Raw genomic sequence first — 19,121 nt, 5'->3', positions numbered from 1 at the left:
GGGCCGAGACAGTCAGGCCGGGTGTCCTCAGCCGACCGCCGCGAACGCCTCGTACGTCTCGTCGTCCTCGAGGGCAACGGGCAGGATCCCCGCGCTGCGCTCGTACTCCGTGCGTGCTGTCTCGAGCAGTCGGCGCCAGGAGGTGACCGTGGGGCGTCTGCGCAGCAGTGCGCGCCGCTCCCGTTCGGTCATTCCACCCCAGACGCCGAACTCGACGCGATTGTCGAGCGCGTCGGCCAGGCACTCGGTTCGCACCGGGCATCCGGTGCACACCGCCTTGGCCCTGTTCTGCGCTGCTCCTTGTACGAACAGTTCATCCGGATCCGTAGTGCGGCAGGCTGCCTGCGCACTCCAGTCGGTAACCCAGCCCATGCCGGCGCCGTCCTCTCCCGAATCGAGGCTCCCCCACGGCGGCAGCGGCATATTCACCGCTGCCAGTTGAGGACGTTACGGAAGGTGGGCACAGCGCAACACCCCCGTGGGGCCCAATCTTGAATGGCCCGAACGGACTATGCGTACGCGGCAGATCACCCAGGGGAGTGACCCGAGGGCATAACCAACAAAGCCGACATTACGGGACAGTTCAGTTGGATCACATGGGGCACTGGGCGCCATATGCGCCTGATTCGGACAGGGTCTTCGGGCACAACTCCGCCGGATTCGGGTACAGCGGAATTGGCGTCAGTACTTGATGCAGAACCGCACTGCTGTGACAGTTGGGAGCAGCTTAGGCCAATGCCTTTATGCGTGTCCGGCAAATGAGAACGTAGGCTGCCCTCATGCCAAAGAAGCGCTCGGGCGGCGGTCTGACCGGGACCCAGCAGGCCGCCAAGTTCCTCGGAGTCAGCGTGCTCGCCGGAGCAGTGCTGGCAGGAATCGCCCTGCCGGCTGCCGGTGCACTGGGACTCGCGGCCAAGGGAACGGTCGAGGGATTCGACACGATCCCCGCCAACCTCAAGACGCCGCCACTGAGTCAGCGCACCACGATCCTCGACTCCGAGGGCGGGCAGATCGCCACGGTCTACTCGCGTGACCGCACGGTCGTGCCGCTCGAGGACATCTCCCCGTACATGCAGAAGGCGATCGTCGCGATCGAGGACGCCCGCTTCTACGAGCACGGCGCGATCGACCTCAAGGGCGTGCTGCGTGCCCTGAACAAGAACGCGCAGTCGGGCGGCGTCTCCGAAGGTGCCTCCACCCTCACCCAGCAGTATGTGAAGAACGTCTTCGTCGAGGAGGCCGGCGACGACCCCGACAAGGTCGCCCAGGCCACCCAGCAGACCCTCGGCCGCAAGATCCGCGAACTCAAGTACGCGATCCAGGTCGAGGAGGAACTCGGCAAGAAGAAGATCCTCGAGAACTACCTGAACATCACGTTCTTCGGCCAGCAGGCGTACGGAGTCGAGGCCGCGTCCCAGCGCTACTTCTCCAAGCACGCCAAGGACCTGAAGCTGGAGGAAGCCGCGCTGCTCGCCGGCATCGTTCAGTCACCGAGCCGTTTCGACCCCGTCAACGACTCCGAAGAGGCGACCAAGCGCCGCAACATGGTGCTGCAGCGCATGGCCGACGTCCGCGACATCTCCCAGGCCGAGGCGGACAAGGCCAAGGCCTCCCCGATCGAGCTGAAGGTCAGCAAGCCCAAGAACGGCTGCATCACCGCCGTCAACGGCGCGGGCTTCTTCTGCGACTACGTGCGCCAGGCGTTCCTGACCGACCCTGTCTTCGGCAAGACCAGGGAGGACCGGCTCAAGATCTGGAACCGGGGCGGTCTGACGATCAAGACCACGCTGGACCCGCAGGCCCAGGAGTCGGCACAGGCCTCGATCAAGCAGCACGTGTACCAGTCGGACAAGGTCGCCACCGCGGTGACGCTCGTCCAGCCCGGGACCGGCAAGATCGTTGCGATGGGCCAGTCCAAGCCGTACGGCTTCGGCAAGAACGAGACCCAGATCAACTACTCGGTCAACCACGGCATGGGCGGCTCGAACTACGGTTTCCCGGTCGGCTCGACCTTCAAGCCGTTCCTGGCGGCCGCGGCGCTGGAGCAGGGCAAGCCGCCGACGCAGGTCTATCCGTCGCCGTACAAGATGCCGTACCCGGAGTCGATCGCGACCTGCAGTGGTAAGCCCTGGGTCAATCCGGGCGGCAAGCAGACCCTGGAGAACGAGAACGAGTCCGAGGTGGGACCGTACCCGCTCAAGGAAGCCATGGCGCTTTCGGTCAACACCTACTTCGTGCAGATGATCGGCGAGATCGGAATGTGCCCGATCCTCGAGCTGACCGGCAAGCTGGGCGTGGTGCAGGGCAACGGCTCGAAGATGCCAGAACTGCCCTCGGCGCTCACCCTCGGCTCCACCGGTATCTCGCCGCTCAACATGGCCAACGCCTATGCGACGTTCGCCAACCGCGGTACCTACTGCACGCCGACGGCGATCGAGTCGATCACCACTGCGGACGGCAAGAGCCTGAAGGTTCCGCAGACCGAGTGCTCCAGGGCGCTGTCCGAGCGGACGGCCGACACGATCAACACACTGCTGCGCGGAGTGATCGACTCCGGTACGGGGCGCCAGGCCGGCCTGGCTAGCCGCGACAGCGCGGGCAAGACCGGTACGACCGACTTCCGGAAGAACGCCTGGTTCGTGGGCTACACCCCGAACATGTCCGGCGCGGTGTGGGTCGGCAGCGCCAGCCAGCAGGTGCGGATGGAGAACATCACCATCGGCGGCCAGTACCACCCGAAGGTCTTCGGTGGTGGTGTCCCGGGTCCGATCTGGAAAGACGCCATGTCGGGGGCGCTGGAGGGCGAGCCGGCCCTGAAGTTCAACAAGGTGCACATCCCGGACCCGCCGAAGGACAAGGAGAAGGACAAGGACAAGGAGAAGCCCGGCGACGACAAGCCCGGCGACGTGGAGCCGTGGCCGGGGATCTCGATCCCGCCGGACCTGATCGGCGGCGGCAACAACCGCGGCCAGGGCAACGGCGGTGGCAACGGCGGCAACTGGCCGTAGGCCTCGGGCAAGCATGAAGGGGCGCCCCGGTCCTTGTGAGGACCGGGGCGCCCCTTTCCGTGTCCGGGGGCCGCAGCGAGGGCGTGCGGGGCCGGAGCGTGAGCATGCGTGGCCGGAGCGTCAAGCGCCAGAGACCGGCCGTCGTGCAGGGACCGGCTGTCGAGTCTGCGGAGGTGGCGTCAGCCGGCGAGCAGCTGCTTCACCGCGGCGGCGACCCGGCCGCCCTCGGCACGGCCCGCCACCTTCGGGTTCACGATCTTCATGACGGCGCCCATCGCGCGGGGACCCTCGGCACCCGCCGCCTTCGCCTCCTCGACGGCCTGCGCCACGATTCCGTGCAGCTCGTCGTCCGTCAGCTGCTGCGGGAGGTACGCGTCGAGGATCACGCCTTCCGCCTTCTCACGCTCGGCCTGCTCGGCGCGACCGCCCTGGGCGAAGGCGTCAGCGGCCTCGCGGCGCTTCTTCGCCTCCTTCGCGATCACCTTCTGCACCTCATCGTCGGAGAGTTCACGGGCGGTCTTGCCGGAGACCTCCTCCTTGGTGATGGCGGCGAGGGTCAGCCGGAGCGTGGAGGAACGCAGTTCGTCGCGGGCCCTGATCGCTTCGGTGAGGTCTTCCTGCAGCTTGGACTTGAGCGTGGTCATGCGGCCAAGTGTGTCAGGTGCGCGACGGAACGTGCCGCCGCATTTCGCGGCGGGCCGCGCAAACGGGGCATGGACCGCCTCGAGGAGCCGCGTGGGCGAACGGCCCTCTCCGTCCCGCTCCGTAAAGCCGCCGACACCCGACCGCCCCTCGCAGGCGACCGCGGCGTCGCCTGCCGGACACCGTCCGTTGACAGCCTGCGCGGGTGCCCTCCCTTCGCCTCCTCGTCGACCGAGCCCTGGACCGGGTTCTGGACCGGGTTCTGGACCGGGCGGTCGACTGGGCCGTCGACTTCCGTCAATGCCGGCTGCTCGGGCTGCTCGGCTCGACGGCCCTTGCGGCGGGCGGCGTCAGCGCCGGAGCCCTGCCGGTACGGGAGGTGCTCGCCCCGGAGTCGGGGCGAGCCGCGCTCGGACTCGTCGGGGCGTACTTCGGGCTCGTCGTCCTGGTGGCGGCCTGGGCGCTCATGGGCAGGGCGGTGCGTGGCCCACGGCCGCCCGGACGCCGTGAGCTGCTGACGACACTCGCGCTCTGGACGGCCCCGCTGCTGGTGGCACCACCACTGTTCAGCCGCGACGTCTACAGCTACCTGGCGCAAGGCGCGATGGTCGACGCGCGGCTCGACGTGTACGCCCACGGCCCGTCCCATCTGGGCGGCCCGCTCACCGCGGAGGTCGCGCCCCTGTGGCGGGACACTCCCGCTCCGTACGGCCCCGTCTTCCTCGCCTTCGCCTCCGCGGTGACCCACTCGCCCGACCTCTCCGCGATCTCCGCGGACCAGGTGGCGACCGGAGTGGTGGGCATGCGACTGGTCGCGCTGCTCGGCGTCGTGGCGATGGTGCTGTGCCTGCCCCGCCTGGCCCGGCACTGCGGTACGGACCCCTCCGTGGCGCTCTGGCTCGGGGCACTCAACCCTCTGGTTCTGCTGCACCTGGTCGGCGGGGCGCACAACGACGCGATCATGCTCGGGCTACTGGGCGTCGGACTGGTCGCGGCCCTGGGCAGCAGGCCGGTGACGGCGGTCGTGCTCATCACGCTGGCAGCGCTGGTGAAGGCGCCCGCGGTGCTGGGGCTCGTCGCCGTCTTCGTGCTGTGGGCCCGGCAGCCGCCCTGGGCGCGGGCCCCACGGCTGTCCGCCGCCCTCGCGGTCCTGGGCATCTGCGCGGCCACCACCGCGACGACCACCACGCTCGTGGGCACCGGTTACGGATGGCTCTCCGCGCTGGACACCCCCGTCTCCCCGGAGAACTGGTCCCTCACCTCCACCCTCGGCCGGATCACCACGGCCCTGCTGTCCGGCGCGGGTGCAGGAGACGGCGACGGCGACGGCGACGGCCTGAGGGAATTCGCATCCGTGACGGCCACCGCGTGGCACCTGCTCGGCCTCGCGGCAACCGCAGTCCTCGTACTACTGGCCTGGCGCCGCCACCATCTGCTGCGCCCGGTCCACGCGCTCGGGCTCAGTCTCATGGCCGTGGCGCTGCTGGGACCAGCGATCCGCCCCTGGTACCTGCTGTGGGGCTTGTTTATGATCTCCGCCGCGGGACCGGGCAGACTGCTTCGCAGGGCGGTCGCCGTGGCCAGCGGAGTCCTCGCGCTGGCCGTACTGCCGAACGGATTCGCTCCTGACGCCGCGCAGTTGCTGCTCGCCATCAGCGGCGGACTCCTCGCGGTGACGGCACTGTGGGGCACACATCGCTTTGCAAACCGGCCAGTTGGGAGTACGGCATGACACAGCTCGACACGACGGAGGCCTCGTGGCGGTGGCCCATGACCACCCGCGGAAGAATCCTCCTGGTCGCCGGGCTGGCCGCCGCCGTCCTGCTCTTCCTCGCGACGGTGCCCAAGCATCGCGACTGGTTCGACCTCGGTGTCTACTACGGGACCGTGCACCACTGGGCGAACGGCGGTGCCATATACGACTACTTGGTGCCGGGCAGCCGCTACGGCTTCACCTATCCGCCGTTCGCCGCCGTGTGCATGCTGCCGATGCGGCTGCTGGGCTGGGAAACCGCTGTCGCGGTCTGCCTGCTCCTCAACGTCGCCGCGGCAGCCGTGATCGTGCGCTGGACCGCCGGGCCCATCGTCCGGCGCCAGGGCTGGACGCCCTGGTACGCCCTCGCCCTCGCCGGCTGCGCCTTCGCTCTCCTCGAACCGGTCCGTGACACCGTCAGCTTCGGCCAGGTCAACCTGCTTCTGCTGGCGCTCGTCCTCGCCGACGCCCGGCTCCTGGCCGCCGGCGGCCGGGCAGCCCGGTACGCCGGCATCGGCATCGGCATCGCCGCGGCGATCAAGCTCACGCCTGCCGTGTTCATCGGCCATCTGCTCCTCACCGGCCGGCCCCGGGCAGCGGCCACCGCCACCGCTGTCGCGCTCGGCGCCACCGGGCTGGCCGCGTGGATCGCTCCGGACGCGTCACGGGTCTACTGGACCGAGGCGCTGTGGGACACCGACCGGGTCGGTTCGCTGGCGTACGTCTCCAACCAGTCCTGGCAGGGCCTGCTGGCCCGGGTCATGGAACCCCACGAGCCGAGCCGCGGGATCTGGGCCGCCGGCGTGATCGTGCTGCTCGCCGTGTGGGCGGTACGGGTGCGCCGGGCGACCGTGGCCGGGGACCACACCGCCGCCTTCGCGCTGACCGGCATCCTCGCCTGCCTGATCAGCCCCGTCACATGGGTGCACCACCTGGTCTGGCTGGTGCCCGCCCTCGTGGTACTCGCCGACGCCGCGCTCCGCACAGCCGAAGGACCGGACCGCAGAAGGCTGATGGCCTGGGCCGTCGCGCTGCCCGTCGTACTGAGCAGCAGCATCGTGTGGCTGTGGAGCAAGGACTCGTCCGGCATCGACGGGTTCCTCGGGGGCAACACGTACGTCTGGATCGCGCTCGGACTGTTCCTCGCGCTGCCCGTCCGCAGCGCCCGGACCGCTGCCGTCCCACTGCCCTCCCGCACCTGACAGGTCTGCGACGATGGACACATGCGCGCACGCTACGGGCTCCCCCTGAAGATCACGGCAGGAATCACGGCGGCCGGAGCCGCCGGTCTCGTCTACGCCGCGGGCATCGAGGCCCGTTCGTTCCGGCTGCGGCGGGTGACGGTGCCGGTCCTGCCGCGCGGGATGCGGCCGCTGCGCGTGCTTCAGGTCTCCGACATCCACATGGTGAGCGGCCAGAGCAAGAAGCGGGCATGGCTGCAGTCGCTGGCCGGCCTGCGCCCGGACTTCGTCGTCAACACCGGCGACAACCTCTCCGACCCCAAGGGCGTGCCGGAGGTTCTGGACGCGTTGGGCCCGCTGATGGAGATCCCCGGGGTGTACGTCTTCGGCTCCAACGACTACTACGGGCCGAAGCTCCGCAACCCGGCCCGCTACCTCTTCGAGAAGGCCCAGGGCCGCCACGGCCTCAACGGCAACGCCCCGGCCGTCGGCGTCGTCCACAACCCGTGGGAAGGAATGCGGGACGCCTTCGACACCGCGGGATGGCTGGACCTCACGAACACGCGCGGCCGGCTGAAGCTCAACGGGTACGAGATCGCGTTCACCGGCCTCGACGACCCGCACATCAAGCGGGACCGGTACGACAAGGTCCTCGGCGGCCCCGAGAAGGACGCGGATCTCTCCCTGGCCGTCGTCCACGCCCCCTACCTGCGCAGCCTCGACGCGTTCACCGCCGACGGCTACCCCCTGATCCTGGCCGGCCACACCCACGGCGGGCAGCTGTGCATCCCCTTCTACGGCGCCCTGGTCACCAACTGTGACCTGGACACGGACCGGGTGAAGGGCCTCTCCACCCACCGGGCCGAGGGGAACGTCTCGTACCTGCACGTCTCCGCGGGCTGCGGCACCAACCGCTACACCCCGGTCCGCTTCGCCTGCCCCCCGGAGGCCACCCTCCTCACCCTCACGCCACGCGACTGATCCGCTCCCGTCCGGGACGGGGCCGGGTGGGACCGGGCTGGTCCGGAGCGGGAGGGCCCGGCCCGAGACCCTCTCAGGGCCGGTAGAAACCGGATTTCGTCTCCGGCCGCGGGTGGGCTAAAGTAATCGATGTCGCCGGGACACCGGTGACATCGGGGTGTAGCGCAGCTTGGCAGCGCGCTTCGTTCGGGACGAAGAGGTCGTGGGTTCAAATCCCGCCACCCCGACAGCTGAAACACCAGGTCAGGGGCCTGATCCGCAACGCGGGTCGGGTCCCTGAGTGGTTTGTCGGGGGGAGTGCGGTGGAGCTCGGCTCGGGGCTGATAGCAGGAGAAGTGCCACTGCCCGAAGTCATGGCGCGCCTTCGACGGGATCGCCCCGTGTTCCACTCCGAAGCGGATCTGCAGCACAGCTTCGCGCGGGTTCTGTGGGAACTGGCGCCAGGAATCCATTCGAGGCTGGAAGTCCGCCAGGATGTTCCTGGCAACGGGCGGGCCGAACACCTCGACTTGCTGTGCATCGGCCCTTCGGCCCGTACGGCCATCGAGTTCAAGTACTTCAAAGACAGATGGACCGGGACGGCCGGGCCCCTGCAGGAGACGTACTCACTACGGTCGCACGCTGCGACCGACCTGGGACGGCTTGGATTCGTCACCGATATCGCCCGGCTGGAACGCTTCGGAGACAGGCCGGACCAGAATGGGCTGGCGCTTCTCGTCACCAATGCGCAATCGCTGTGGGCTCCACCGTCTCCTGGGGCGACGCACAAGACCCGGGATCACGACTTCCGCATCCATGACGGGCGCAGGCTTGCCGGCCAACTCCTCTGGGCCGGCGGCGCCTATGAACGCAACACGCGGACGCTGCACGGGACCTACCCCCTCGGTTGGCAGCCGTACTCACAACAGGGCGGAGCACGAGGAGAGTTTCGCTACCTGGCTGTCTTCGTAGCGCCCCTGACCGGTCAATAACCCGGTGTCTCCAGGGCACGGCTCACGGGTCTGCGCAACCCCTGCCTGCAGATAGACCGTTTCCGCGCCGGACTGCTGAAGCAGGTCGTGGGCCGTGACGAGTCCGGGAACGTCGTGCGCAAGGCGGGTGTGATGAGCGTGGTGGTCGCGGGCGGCGTGGTGCTGCCCGGAGACCCGATCACGGTGCGTCTGCCGGCGGAGCCGCACCGGCCACTGGACAAAGTCTGAGCCGCCCCGGCCCCTTCCGAAGACCGGGGGCGAGGTATGCGGGTGTGCCCCTGCTGGAAGACGCGGGACGGCCCGCCGTCGAGCGGTGCGGCATCCGGGTCCGCCCACCGGGTGCAGCCGCCCGTCCCCGCCGCCGTGAGCAGCGCCTTTGCCGGTTCGTCACCCGGTCCGGAGCCGGCCGCGACCCATGGGGAACCGATGTGGGGTGCCGGTCGTTGTCCGGGCGGGCAAAGGAATCGTCAAATGGCGCGGCCCGCGCCGGATTGCGCAGGGGATTTCCATGGGAGTCAGCCTTTCCAAGGGCGGCAACGTCTCGCTCAGCAAGGAGGCCCCGGGCCTGACCGCGGTCGTCGTGGGCCTCGGCTGGGACGTACGCAGCACCACCGGGACCGACTTCGACCTGGACGCCAGCGCCCTGCTGGTGGACTCGAACGGGAAGGTCCTGAGCGACCAGCACTTCGTGTTCTTCAACAACCTCAAGAGCCCCGACGCGTCCGTCGAGCACACCGGTGACAACCTCACCGGTGAGGGCGAGGGCGACGACGAGCAGATCAAGGTCAACCTGGCCGGTGTGGCCGCCGAGGTCGACAAGATCGTCTTCCCGGTCTCGATCCACGAGGGCGAGAGCCGCAGCCAGTCCTTCGGCCAGGTGCGCAACGCGTTCATCCGCGTCGTCAACCAGGCGGACAACAACGAGCTGGCGCGTTACGACCTCAGCGAGGACGCCTCGACCGAGACCGCCATGGTCTTCGGCGAGCTGTACCGCAACGGCGCGGAGTGGAAGTTCCGTGCCGTCGGCCAGGGTTACGCCTCCGGTCTGCGCGGCATCGCGCAGGACTTCGGCGTCAACATCTGACCCGACCCGGTCCCGGCGCCTGGTGTCCGCCCCGCAGCGCAGGCCGGACACCGGGGCCCGACCGGTCGGATCCCGGCACCGGGCCGGCGCCGTCGGGTCCTAGAGGTCGTTCGTCGGCCAGTCGAGCAGCCGGGCCCCGATCGCCGCCGTCTGAAGCATGTAGCGGTGTTGCGGATCCGTGGGGTCCGAGCCGGTCAGCCGGTTGATCCGCTCCAGGCGGTACGTCAGAGCGCGCACGCTCAGGTTCAGCGCGCGTGCCGCCTGCGCGGCGACGCACCCCGCGTCGAAGTACGCGTGCAGCGTGTCCAGCAGGGGCTGCGCGCCGCCCCGCGCCTGCTGAAGCGGTCCCAGCGCACTGTGCACCAGGTCCGCCATCGCCTCACGGTCGCGGGCCAGCACGGGGAACACCAGCAGGTCCGCCGCGTGCAGGACCGGGTCGTCGAGGCCGACACGGTCGGCGAGGTCGAGGGCGTTCAGGGCTTCCTCGTACGAGCGGACGACGCCACCCGCTCCCGGATGCGGACGGCCTATCGCCGCCCGGCCCCCGTCCGTCGCCGCATGCGCCTGTTTGGCGAAGTGGCGCACGACGTCCTCCTGATCCGCCGGCACGACGCAGATCAACCGGTCGTCCTTGGTGGTCAGCAGAATCCGGCGGTCGCCGAAGCGGGAGAACAGCGCCGACTCCACCGATCGCGTCACCGGATGCGTGTCGTCGTACGGCTCCGGACCCACCGCGACCGCGACGGCGTGCGCGTGCGCGAGCCGCAGGCCGAACTGCTCCGCCCGCTGCGCGAGCCGGCCCGGGTCGCTGCGTCCGTACAGCAGGTCGTCGATGAACTCCCGCCGCGCGGCCTCCTCCTTGCGTACGGCCATCCGCTGCGCCCGCTCGTAGCCGCCGGCGAACGCGTCGATGGTCTGCTCGACCGCCGCGAGGACGCTCTCCGGCGACGTGGTCCTGGGCCAGGCCGCCCGCGTGGCCGCCAGGTGCTGGATGACCAGAGCGCGCAGCCCCTGCCCTGACTCGGCGGCCTGTTCGCCCAGCGTCCTGCGGCTCTCCACCTCGTCCCGCGTCAGCCGGCGCCCTGTCCTGCCCACCTCGGCCAGGATCTCCGCATAGCCCGAGAGGTACGCCTCCGGAGCTTCGTCAACTGCCACCCGTCATCCCCCATCGATTGCCCGGAACCATGCGACCGGCGTCTGCGTCATGCGGCCGCACACCGGCATTAACACCCCGTAAAGATTGCCGGAATCCGGCAATGCGAGCAACCCTGACCGACTGTCACTATCGGACCACGCCGCAGCACGGGGATGCGCCCGATGCTGTGACTCGGCAATGGGGAAACGGGGGTCGGACCGGTGAACGAGTTCCTGGCGACTGCCTTCTCCTTTCCCACCGTCCTGCTCAGCGCCGCTCTCGCGGTCGTCATCGTCTTCTGGGCGCTCGTACTTCTCGGGGTAGCGGAGCACGACTCGTTCGACGGTGACGTGGCACAGCCGGGCACCGGCGCCGCCGCCGGGCTCGGCGGAGTGCCGGTCGCCGTCGCGGCATCGGTGCTGATCGCCGTCGCGTGGTTCACCAGCCTCGCCGGCTCGGTGCCGCTGCGCCGTTCCGGCCTCGTCGGCATCCCTTACGCCGCCCTCGCATGCGCGGTGCTCGCCGCCGCCTCACTCGTCGCATGGTTCGTCACCAGGCGACTGGTCCGAACCCTGGCCAGACTCTTTCCCGCGGAACCCGGGCCGTCCCGGCAGGACTTCGTCGGCAGAACATGCGTCATCCGTACGGGGCGGGTGGACGCGCACTTCGGCCAGGCGGAGGTCACGGCCCGGGACGGCTCCGCCGCCGTCGTACAGGTCAGACAGCTCGCCGCCAAGGATGAGGAACCTCTCGTCGCAGGCTCCACGGGGCTGCTCTACGCGTACGACGAAGCCGGGGAGTTCTTCTGGGTCGCCCCGTTCCCGCCGTTCGGGGAGCTGCCCGGAGAACTGCCGGGACCCGGCACCCGGTCCGCTGCCTGAACCTCTCTCCTCCTCTCACCCGAGGGACCTCTCATGGACACCATCACTGCGGGCATCGGCGTGCTCGTCGCCGCCGTACTGCTCGTCGCCGTAGGTCTGTTGCTGATCATCACGAGACTGTTCCGCAAGGTCGAACAGGGCAAGGCCCTGATCGTCTCCAAGATGCGGAAGGTCGACGTCACCTTCACCGGGCAGGTCGTGCTGCCGGTTCTGCACAAGGCCGAGATCATGGACATCTCGGTGAAGACCATCGACATCACGCGGACCGGCCGCGACGGCCTCATCTGCCGCGACAACATCCGCGCCGACATCCGCATCTCGTTCTTCGTCCGCGTCAACAAGACGGTCGAGGACGTCATCAAGGTCGCCCAGGCCATCGGCACGGCGCGGGCGAGCGACAAGGAAACGCTCCAGGAGCTGTTCAACGCCAAGTTCTCCGAGGCGCTCAAGACGGTCGGCAAGCAGATGGACTTCACCGACCTCTACACCAAGCGTGACGAGCTGCGGGACCGGATCATCCAGCTCATCGGCACCGACCTCAACGGCTACAGCCTCGAGGACGCGGCGATCGACCACCTGGAGCAGACGCCTCTCTCCCAGCTCGACCCGACCAACGTTCTGGACGCCCAGGGCATCCGGAAGATCACCGAACTGACGGCGGTCGAGCACGTGCGCACCAACGAGTTCCAGCGCACGGAGGAGAAGGAGATCACCCGGCAGAACGTCGACGCCCGCGAGGCGATCCTCGAACTGGAGCGCCGACAGGCCGACGCCGAGATCAAGCAGCGCCGCGAGATCGACACCGTACGGGCAAAGGAAGAGGCCGAAACGGCGCGGGTGATGGAGGAGGAGCGGCTGCGTGCGCAGAGCGCGTTCCTGCGCACCGAGGAGCAGCTCGGCATCCAGCGTGAGAACCAGGCGCGTGAGGTCGCCGTCGCGGAGAAGAACCGCGAGCGGGTCATCGCCATCGAGAACGAGCGCATCGAGAAGGACCGGCTGCTGGAGGTCATCGCGCGGGAGCGGGAGACCGCGCTGACCCGGATCGCCGCCGACAAGGAGGTCGAGTCCGAGCGGCGGGACATCGCGGAGGTCGTGCGCGAGCGGGTCGCCGTGGACCGGACGGTCGCCGAGCAGGAGGAGTCGATCAAACGACTGCGCGCGGTCGAGGAGGCCGAGCGCGAGCGGCAGACGATCGTCATCGCCGCCGAGGCTCAGGCGCAGGAGAAGCTCGTCAAGGACATCAAGGCGGCGGAGGCTGCGGAGCAGGCCGCGGTGCACCGCGCGGCCGAGGAGATCACGCTCGCGGAGGCCCGGGTGAAGTCCGCGGACCTCGACGCCCGCGCCAAGCTGCGGCTCGCGGAGGGTATCCAGGCGGAGGCCGCGGCGGAGGGCCTCGCGGCGGTGCAGGTCCGTGAGAAGGAGGCCGACGCGATCGAGAAGGCCGGCCGTGCGGAGGCGGGCGCCGAGCAGGCACGGCTCCTGGCGCAGGCCGAGGGCGTACGGGCGAAGGGGGCGGCGGACGCGGCGGCCATCGGCGACAAGCTGAAGGCCGAGGCGGCGGGCCTGACGGAGAAGGCCGCGGCGATGGCGGCGCTGGACGAGGCGTCCCGCGGGCACGAGGAGTACCGACTGCGTCTTGAGGCGGAGAAGGACATCCGGCTGGCAGGACTCGACGTCCAGCGGCAGGTCGCGGAGGCGCAGGCGACGGTTCTCGCCACAGGCCTGGAGAACGCCGACATCAACATCGTCGGCGGGGAGTCCGTCTTCTTCGACCGGCTGATGTCGTCGATCTCGCTCGGCAAGGGCGTGGACTCGTTCATGCGGCACTCCGAGACGGCGCAGACCCTGGCGAAGCCGTGGCTGGACGGGACGTCGAGCTTCACGGACGACCTGACGTCGGTCCTCGGTTCCGTGTCGACCGGCGACGTGCAGAACCTGACGGTTTCCGCGCTGCTGATGCGGCTGATGAAGTCCGGGATCCCCGGCGCGCAGGGCGGTCAGCTGCAGCAGCTGCTGGACGCCGCGGAGCGCATGGGTCTGGCGGACACCCCGGTCGGATCGCTCACCGCTACGGCGGACCCGCTGTCGCACAGCGGTGCCGCCCAGGCTCCGGCCGTCAACGGTTCGGTCCCGGCCGTCTGATCTCCCGGTGCGCGCACCGGTGCTGCTGGACGGGGGTCTGCAGCACCGGTGGGCGCAACGGGAACGGAATCCATCGCAGAAAGCGAGCACGCACATGACGACGCCCACCACCGCCGTGCCCGCCGGCGACCGGCCGACCGGTGGCAGCAACGGGTCGGCCTCCAAGACGATGGACTCCGGGAAGACGGATTCGAAGACGCGGGACGCCGGAAGGAAAGATTCCGGAACGCGGGACGCCAGGACGGTGGACTCCGGGACGAGGGGCGCCGGGACGAGGAGCGCCGGAGCGGTGGACTCCGGGACGAGGAGCGCCGGAGCGGTGGACTCCGGGACGAGGGGCCCCGGGACGGTGGACTCCGGGACATACGAGGTGCTGCGCGACCGGCTCGGCGCACATGCCGCCGAACTCGCCAGGCGCGCCGAGGATCTCAACACCCGCCGTATCGCCACGTTCGGCTCGACGGAGCTTCGGCTCACCGGCACGGAACACCTGCGCAGCGAGAACAACTGCGTGCCGCGCGACCTCGTCGCCGTCGGCGAACATCTGCTGTTCGGCTACGACACCGTCCTCGGGGTGCGTACGCAGACCACGGTCGGCGACGTCTTCGCCCTCCACGACCGTGAGTTGAACCGCGTCCCCGACGACACCGTGCCCGGCCTCCTCGACGATCCCGCGTTCCTGCGGGAGTTCGAGGAGCTGCACCGCTACTACCAGGGTGCCCGGCTCCTCCGACTCCGCCACACGGGTGGCCGACTGCTGGCCGTCTTCCGTACCGGCGAGCAGGCCTCCGACATCCGGGTGCTGCGCTGGGCAGTGACGCCCGGCGGAAGAGCCGAGTTCCTCGACGCCCGTGGTGAGCGTGACCATGTCCTCCCCGCGTCGCACGACTTCGAGTGGACACCGACGACCCGCGAGGACCACGTACCCGGCCGCCATCCGCATGTGTCCGTCGGCGGTGAGATCTTCGTCGCGACGGTCGGCGGCACGCTCACCGTGAAGACCGAGGACGAAACGGAGACCGGCGAGGGCATCCACTCCGAGCCCGTCGACGAGCCGCTGCAGTCCCTGGCCGACGCCGACATCGGGCACGCCCGCGTCGGACCGCTGATCCTGCTGCGCATCCGCCCGTACAAGGAGGAGGCGTACCGGTACCTGGTCCACAACACGATCACCAGGACCGTCGTACGGCTCGACGGAATCGGCCAGGCATGCCGTCGGCTGCCGGAGGACCAGGGCATCGTCTTCCCCGGCGGCTACTACCTCGCCGCGACCGCGACGGCCCGCACCTTCGACGTCGACGCCGGGTCCGCCGGGTCCGCCGGGTCGCCGGAATTCGAGCGGGCGGTCCGGTCGCCGAACGGCGAGGACGTGATGTTCGTCTTCCACTCGCAAGTGGAAGGCCGCAGTCTGCTGCTGCCCTACAACGTGATCCGCAAGACGGTCGCCACCCCGCTGAACTGCCGTGGCCACGCCGTCTTCGAGGACGGCACGCTTCTGATCCTCCGTGCCGAGGGCGACGAGCCGACCCGGGTGCACCCCGTGCAGCGGTGGCAGTCGCCCTTCGTCTCCGACACCTACGCGGCCGCCCGCCCCGCCGGTCAGGGCCCGCTCGCCGTCATCGGCAACGCGGACCTGGTGCGCGGCATCTCCGACTGTCTGTCCCTCGCCCGCTCCGTCGCCGACGCGCAGCACGGTCCTGCGACCGGCGTCCACGAAGCGCTGCTCGCCGCCTGCACCCGCGCCGCGGACGCTTTCCACTGGCTGGCCGACCCCGAGGCGGGCGATCTCGCCTCACCGCTCGCCGGGCTGCGGGCGACGGCCGAGCAGGTGGTGGCCGAGTCCGAGACCGTACGGGAGCTGACGGCGCGGGCCGCCAGGGCGCTGGACGAGGCCGCCGGCCGGATCGCCGCACAGGTGCGTCGGCTGCGCGGCGAGACCCCGCGCGGCGCGGGCGGGTGGGTCGACGGCCTGACCCGGCTGCGCCGCGCGCAGGGTGAACTGCTCACCGTCAAGGAGTTGCGGTACGCGGACACGGCCCGGATCGACGTCCTCGCCGCGGACACCGATGCCGACATCACCTCCTTCGCCCAGCGTGCCGTGGCCTTCCTCGAGCGCGAGGACGCCTTCGCGGACCGGCACACGGACATCGAGGAACTGACGGCGAGGGCCGAGGCGATCACGACGGTCGCGGAGGCCGTACCGGTCGCCGAACGGCTCGAGGAGCAGGCGGAAGGACTCCGTACCGTCACCGAGGTGGTCGCCGGGCTGGACATCGGCGACGCGGTCGTCCGTACGTCCGTCCTGGAACGGATCGCGGAGGTGCTCGGCGCCGTCAACCGCGCCCGCGCCACCCTCGACGCCCGCCGCAGGGAGCTCCTCGCCCACGAGGGCAAGGCGGAGTTCGCAGCCGAACTGGCGCTCCTCGGCCAGGCGGTCACCGGGGCGCTCGCCGCCGCCCAAGACCCTGAGGCGTGCGACGAGCAGCTCGCCGCGCTGCTGCTCCGGCTGGAGAACCTGGAGTCGCGTTTCGCCGACTCCGACGACTTCCTGGGTGAGCTGGGCACGAGGCGCACCGAGGTGTACGAGGCGTTCGCGTCCCGCCGCCAGACCCTTCAGGACGAGCGCGCCCGGCGGGCGGAGCGGCTGGCGGGATCGGCCGCACGCGTGCTGGAGACGATCTCGCGCCGGGTCGCCTCTCTGGGCGACACCGGTGAGATCAACACCTACTTCGCCTCCGACCCCATGGTCGCCAAGGTCCGGCGCACCGCGGACGAGTTGCGCGCACTGGGCGACGGCGCACGGGCGGAGGAACTCGACGGGCGGTTGAAGGCCGCGCGGCAGGAGGCGGCGCGGGCACTGCGCGACCGCACCGACCTGTACGCGGACGGTGGCTCGGCCATTCGGTTCGGCCGGCACCGGTTCGCGGTGAACACCCAGCCGTTCGAGCTGACCCTCGTACCGCAGGGCGACGGACTCGTGTTCTCGCTGACCGGTACGGACTACCGTTCGCCGGTCACCGAGGCGACGGCGCCCGGCTTCGCGGAGACCCGCCCGTACTGGGAGCAGTCGCTGCCGTCGGAGAACGCGTCCGTGTACCGCGCCGAACACCTGGCCGCCCGGCTGCTCGACGAGCACGGCGCCGCGGCCCTTGCGGGCACGGATCTCACGGATGTCGTGAGGAAGGCGGCTTTGGCCGCGTACGACGAGGGTTACGAACGAGGCGTGCACGACCACGACGCGGCACTCGTCCTCGGCGTACTGCTGCGGCTGCACGAGCAGGCCGGTCTGCTGCGTTACCCGCCGCAGGCGCGGGCCGCGGCCCAGCTGTTCTGGGCGCACGGCACGCAGGAGGCGCAACGCATGGCGTGGACGCTGCGGGCGGTGTCGCTGGCGCGTGCACGGGAGACGTTCGGGCTGGCGCCGGCGATCGACGCGTTCCGAGCCGAACTGGCCGGTGAGATCGGTGACGCGCTCGCCGCGGAGTACCTCTTCGAGGAGCTGACCTGCGGCACCGAGGGCTTCGTGACCAGCGCTGCCGCGCGGACGCTGCTCGACAAGTTCCGGCGCACGATCGGCACTTCGGCCTACGAGGACGACCTGTACGCGCTCGGCGACGACCTGCCGGCCCGTCGTCAGGTCGTCGAGAACTGGCTGTGCGCCTACACCGGGGCGACCGGGGCCGACGACACGGACCTCGCGGAGGCGGCGGCGATCGAACTGTGTCCTGATCTCGGGCGGTACGAGTGCGGGGCACCGCTCACGGGAACGGTCGAGGGACTGCTCGGCAGCCACCCGCGCGTCGAACGCCGCACGATGACCGTCCGTCTCGACGAACTGCTGGCCCGCACCCGCCGCTTCCGCGACGAGGTGGCGCCCGGCTTCCGGGCGTACCAGCGGCGCCGGACCGCGCTCGCCACAGCGGAACGGGACCGGCTGCGCCTCGACGAGCACCGCCCGCGCGTCATGCCGGGGTTCGTGCGCAACCGTCTCGTCGACGAGGTGTACCTGCCCCTGATCGGCGACAACCTGGCCAAGCAGCTCGGTACGGCCGGCGAGTCCCGGCGCACCGACAGCAACGGGCTGCTCCTGCTCGTCTCCCCGCCCGGCTACGGCAAGACGACGCTCATGGAGTACGTCGCGGACCGGCTCGGTCTGCTCCTGGTCAAGGTCAGCGGCCCGGCGCTGGGCCATGCGGTGACCTCGCTCGATCCGCAGGAAGCGCCGAACGCCACCGCTCGCCAGGAGGTCGAGAAGATCAACTTCGCACTGGAGGCGGGCAGCAACGTCCTGCTGTACCTGGACGACATCCAGCACACCTCGCCGGAACTGCTGCAGAAGTTCATCTCGCTGTGCGACGCGCAGCGACGCGTCGAGGGCGTGTGGCGGGACCGGACCCGCACCTACGACCTGCGCGGCAAGCGCTTCGCGGTCTGCATGGCGGGCAACCCGTACACGGAGTCGGGGCAGCGGTTCCGCATCCCGGACATGCTCGCGAACCGGGCCGACGTGTGGAACCTCGGCGATGTACTGACCGGCAAGGAGGAGGCGTTCGCGCTGAGCTTCGTCGAGAACGCGCTCACCTCCCACCCGCTGCTCGCGCCGCTCTCCGGCCGGGACCGGGCGGACCTGGACCTGCTGGTCCGCCTCGCCTCCCAGGACCCGACGGCACAGGCCGAGGGGCTGCGGCACGCGTACGCGCCGGCCGAGCTGGAGCAGATCCTGGCCGTGCTGCGGCATCTGCTGACCGCACGGCGCACGGTTCTCGCGGTGAACGCCGCGTATATCGCGTCCGCGGGGAGCAGCGACGAGAGCCGTACGGAACCGCCGTTCCGGCTGCAGGGCTCCTACCGCAACATGAACAAGATCGTGGAGCGGATCAGCCCGGTGATGAACGACGCCGAGCTGGCGTCCGTGATCGAGGACCACTACGCCGGCGAGGCCCAGACCCTCACGACCGGCGCGGAGGCGGCGCTGCTCAAGCTGGCCGAACTGCGCGGCACGCTGAGTGCCGGACAGGCGGCCCGCTGGGAGGAGATCAAGGCGCGGTACGTGCGGGCCCAGGCTCTCGGCGGCCCGGACGGGGACCCGCTGGCACGGGCGGTCGCGGCGCTGGGGCTCCTGGCGGACCGGGTGGCGGCCGTCGAGTCCGCGATCACACGAGCGGCCGATCCGCGTCATCTGCTGACCCGGCCGGCCGGTCGCCACGCGGCGCGGCTTCCCGCCGCGCAGGACGAGGGAGCGGGTGCGTCGGCGCGCCTACCGGACCGGGCGGCGGCGGGCAGCGACGGGATGCCGTACGCCGAGGGGGCGGACGCGGTGACGCCTGGGGCGTGACCGGGCCG

At 70.2% G+C, this 19,121-nt stretch carries 12 protein-coding genes, 1 tRNA gene and 1 pseudogene; 11 read left to right on the top strand and 3 right to left on the bottom strand.

Going from position 1 to position 19,121, the window contains the following annotated elements; translation table 11 throughout:
• Positions 1-27: 27 nt before the first annotated feature.
• Entirely contained in the window at positions 28-372 is a 345-nt protein-coding gene (locus tag ACFYV1_RS17295; protein WP_389396300.1) for a WhiB family transcriptional regulator, read from the bottom strand.
• A 407-nt stretch (positions 373-779) separates the two neighbouring features.
• Between ACFYV1_RS17295 and ACFYV1_RS17290 the strand changes: the two genes are divergently transcribed.
• Positions 780-3,008 (top strand): transglycosylase domain-containing protein, encoded by a 2,229-nt coding sequence (locus ACFYV1_RS17290; RefSeq protein ID WP_389396299.1) that lies wholly within the window; start codon positions 780-782, stop codon positions 3,006-3,008.
• Positions 3,009-3,187: 179 nt separating this feature from the next.
• Here ACFYV1_RS17290 and ACFYV1_RS17285 read toward each other — a convergent pair whose 3' ends face one another.
• The gene (locus ACFYV1_RS17285) at positions 3,188-3,652 is read right to left on the bottom strand and encodes a GatB/YqeY domain-containing protein (RefSeq protein WP_389396298.1); all 465 of its coding nucleotides are present in this window, start codon (positions 3,650-3,652) and stop codon (positions 3,188-3,190) included.
• A gap of 260 nt (positions 3,653-3,912) precedes the next feature.
• Between ACFYV1_RS17285 and mptB the strand changes: the two genes are divergently transcribed.
• The 7 genes and pseudogenes from mptB to ACFYV1_RS17250 all read left to right on the top strand — a co-directional run bounded on the left by mptB (position 3,913) and on the right by ACFYV1_RS17250 (position 9,620).
• Positions 3,913-5,382: a polyprenol phosphomannose-dependent alpha 1,6 mannosyltransferase MptB gene (mptB, locus tag ACFYV1_RS17280; RefSeq protein ID WP_389396452.1), complete on the top strand. Its 1,470-nt coding sequence runs from the start codon at positions 3,913-3,915 to the stop codon at positions 5,380-5,382.
• The gene (locus ACFYV1_RS17275) at positions 5,379-6,605 is read left to right on the top strand and encodes a glycosyltransferase 87 family protein (RefSeq protein WP_389396297.1); all 1,227 of its coding nucleotides are present in this window, start codon (positions 5,379-5,381) and stop codon (positions 6,603-6,605) included. Before mptB ends, ACFYV1_RS17275 begins: the two co-directional genes overlap by 4 nt.
• 21 nt (positions 6,606-6,626) lie before the next feature.
• Positions 6,627-7,565 carry a metallophosphoesterase gene (locus ACFYV1_RS17270; RefSeq protein WP_389396296.1) on the top strand — a complete coding sequence of 313 codons (939 nt, stop codon included), beginning with the start codon at positions 6,627-6,629 and terminating at the stop codon, positions 7,563-7,565.
• A gap of 153 nt (positions 7,566-7,718) precedes the next feature.
• A tRNA-Pro gene (locus ACFYV1_RS17265) sits at positions 7,719-7,792 on the top strand.
• Between the two features lie 153 nt (positions 7,793-7,945).
• Positions 7,946-8,536, top strand: coding sequence for a hypothetical protein (locus ACFYV1_RS17260; protein WP_389396295.1), 591 nt, complete (start codon positions 7,946-7,948; stop codon positions 8,534-8,536).
• Positions 8,537-8,557: 21 nt separating this feature from the next.
• Positions 8,558-8,764 (top strand): annotated as a pseudogene (locus ACFYV1_RS17255) (MOSC domain-containing protein); the annotation flags it as partial.
• Between the two features lie 280 nt (positions 8,765-9,044).
• A complete protein-coding gene (locus ACFYV1_RS17250; protein ID WP_389396294.1) occupies positions 9,045-9,620 on the top strand; it encodes a TerD family protein in 576 nt (191 codons plus the stop codon).
• A 99-nt stretch (positions 9,621-9,719) separates the two neighbouring features.
• Here the strand turns inward: ACFYV1_RS17250 and ACFYV1_RS17245 are convergent, their stop codons facing one another.
• Positions 9,720-10,775, bottom strand: coding sequence for a PucR family transcriptional regulator (locus ACFYV1_RS17245; protein WP_389396293.1), 1,056 nt, complete (start codon positions 10,773-10,775; stop codon positions 9,720-9,722).
• A gap of 201 nt (positions 10,776-10,976) precedes the next feature.
• Between ACFYV1_RS17245 and ACFYV1_RS17240 the strand changes: the two genes are divergently transcribed.
• From ACFYV1_RS17240 to ACFYV1_RS17230, 3 genes are all read left to right on the top strand, one after another.
• Positions 10,977-11,636 (top strand): hypothetical protein, encoded by a 660-nt coding sequence (locus ACFYV1_RS17240; RefSeq protein ID WP_389396292.1) that lies wholly within the window; start codon positions 10,977-10,979, stop codon positions 11,634-11,636.
• A 33-nt stretch (positions 11,637-11,669) separates the two neighbouring features.
• Entirely contained in the window at positions 11,670-13,778 is a 2,109-nt protein-coding gene (locus ACFYV1_RS17235; RefSeq protein WP_389396291.1) for an SPFH domain-containing protein, read from the top strand.
• 349 nt (positions 13,779-14,127) lie between these two features.
• The gene (locus tag ACFYV1_RS17230) at positions 14,128-19,113 is read left to right on the top strand and encodes a DNA repair ATPase (protein ID WP_389396290.1); all 4,986 of its coding nucleotides are present in this window, start codon (positions 14,128-14,130) and stop codon (positions 19,111-19,113) included.
• Positions 19,114-19,121: the final 8 nt, after the last annotated feature.

This window comes from Streptomyces sp. NPDC003023 (assembly GCF_042888225.1).
Taxonomy (GTDB): Bacteria; Actinomycetota; Actinomycetes; order Streptomycetales; family Streptomycetaceae; genus Streptomyces.
This window is presented reverse-complemented; position numbering and strand designations above follow the sequence as displayed.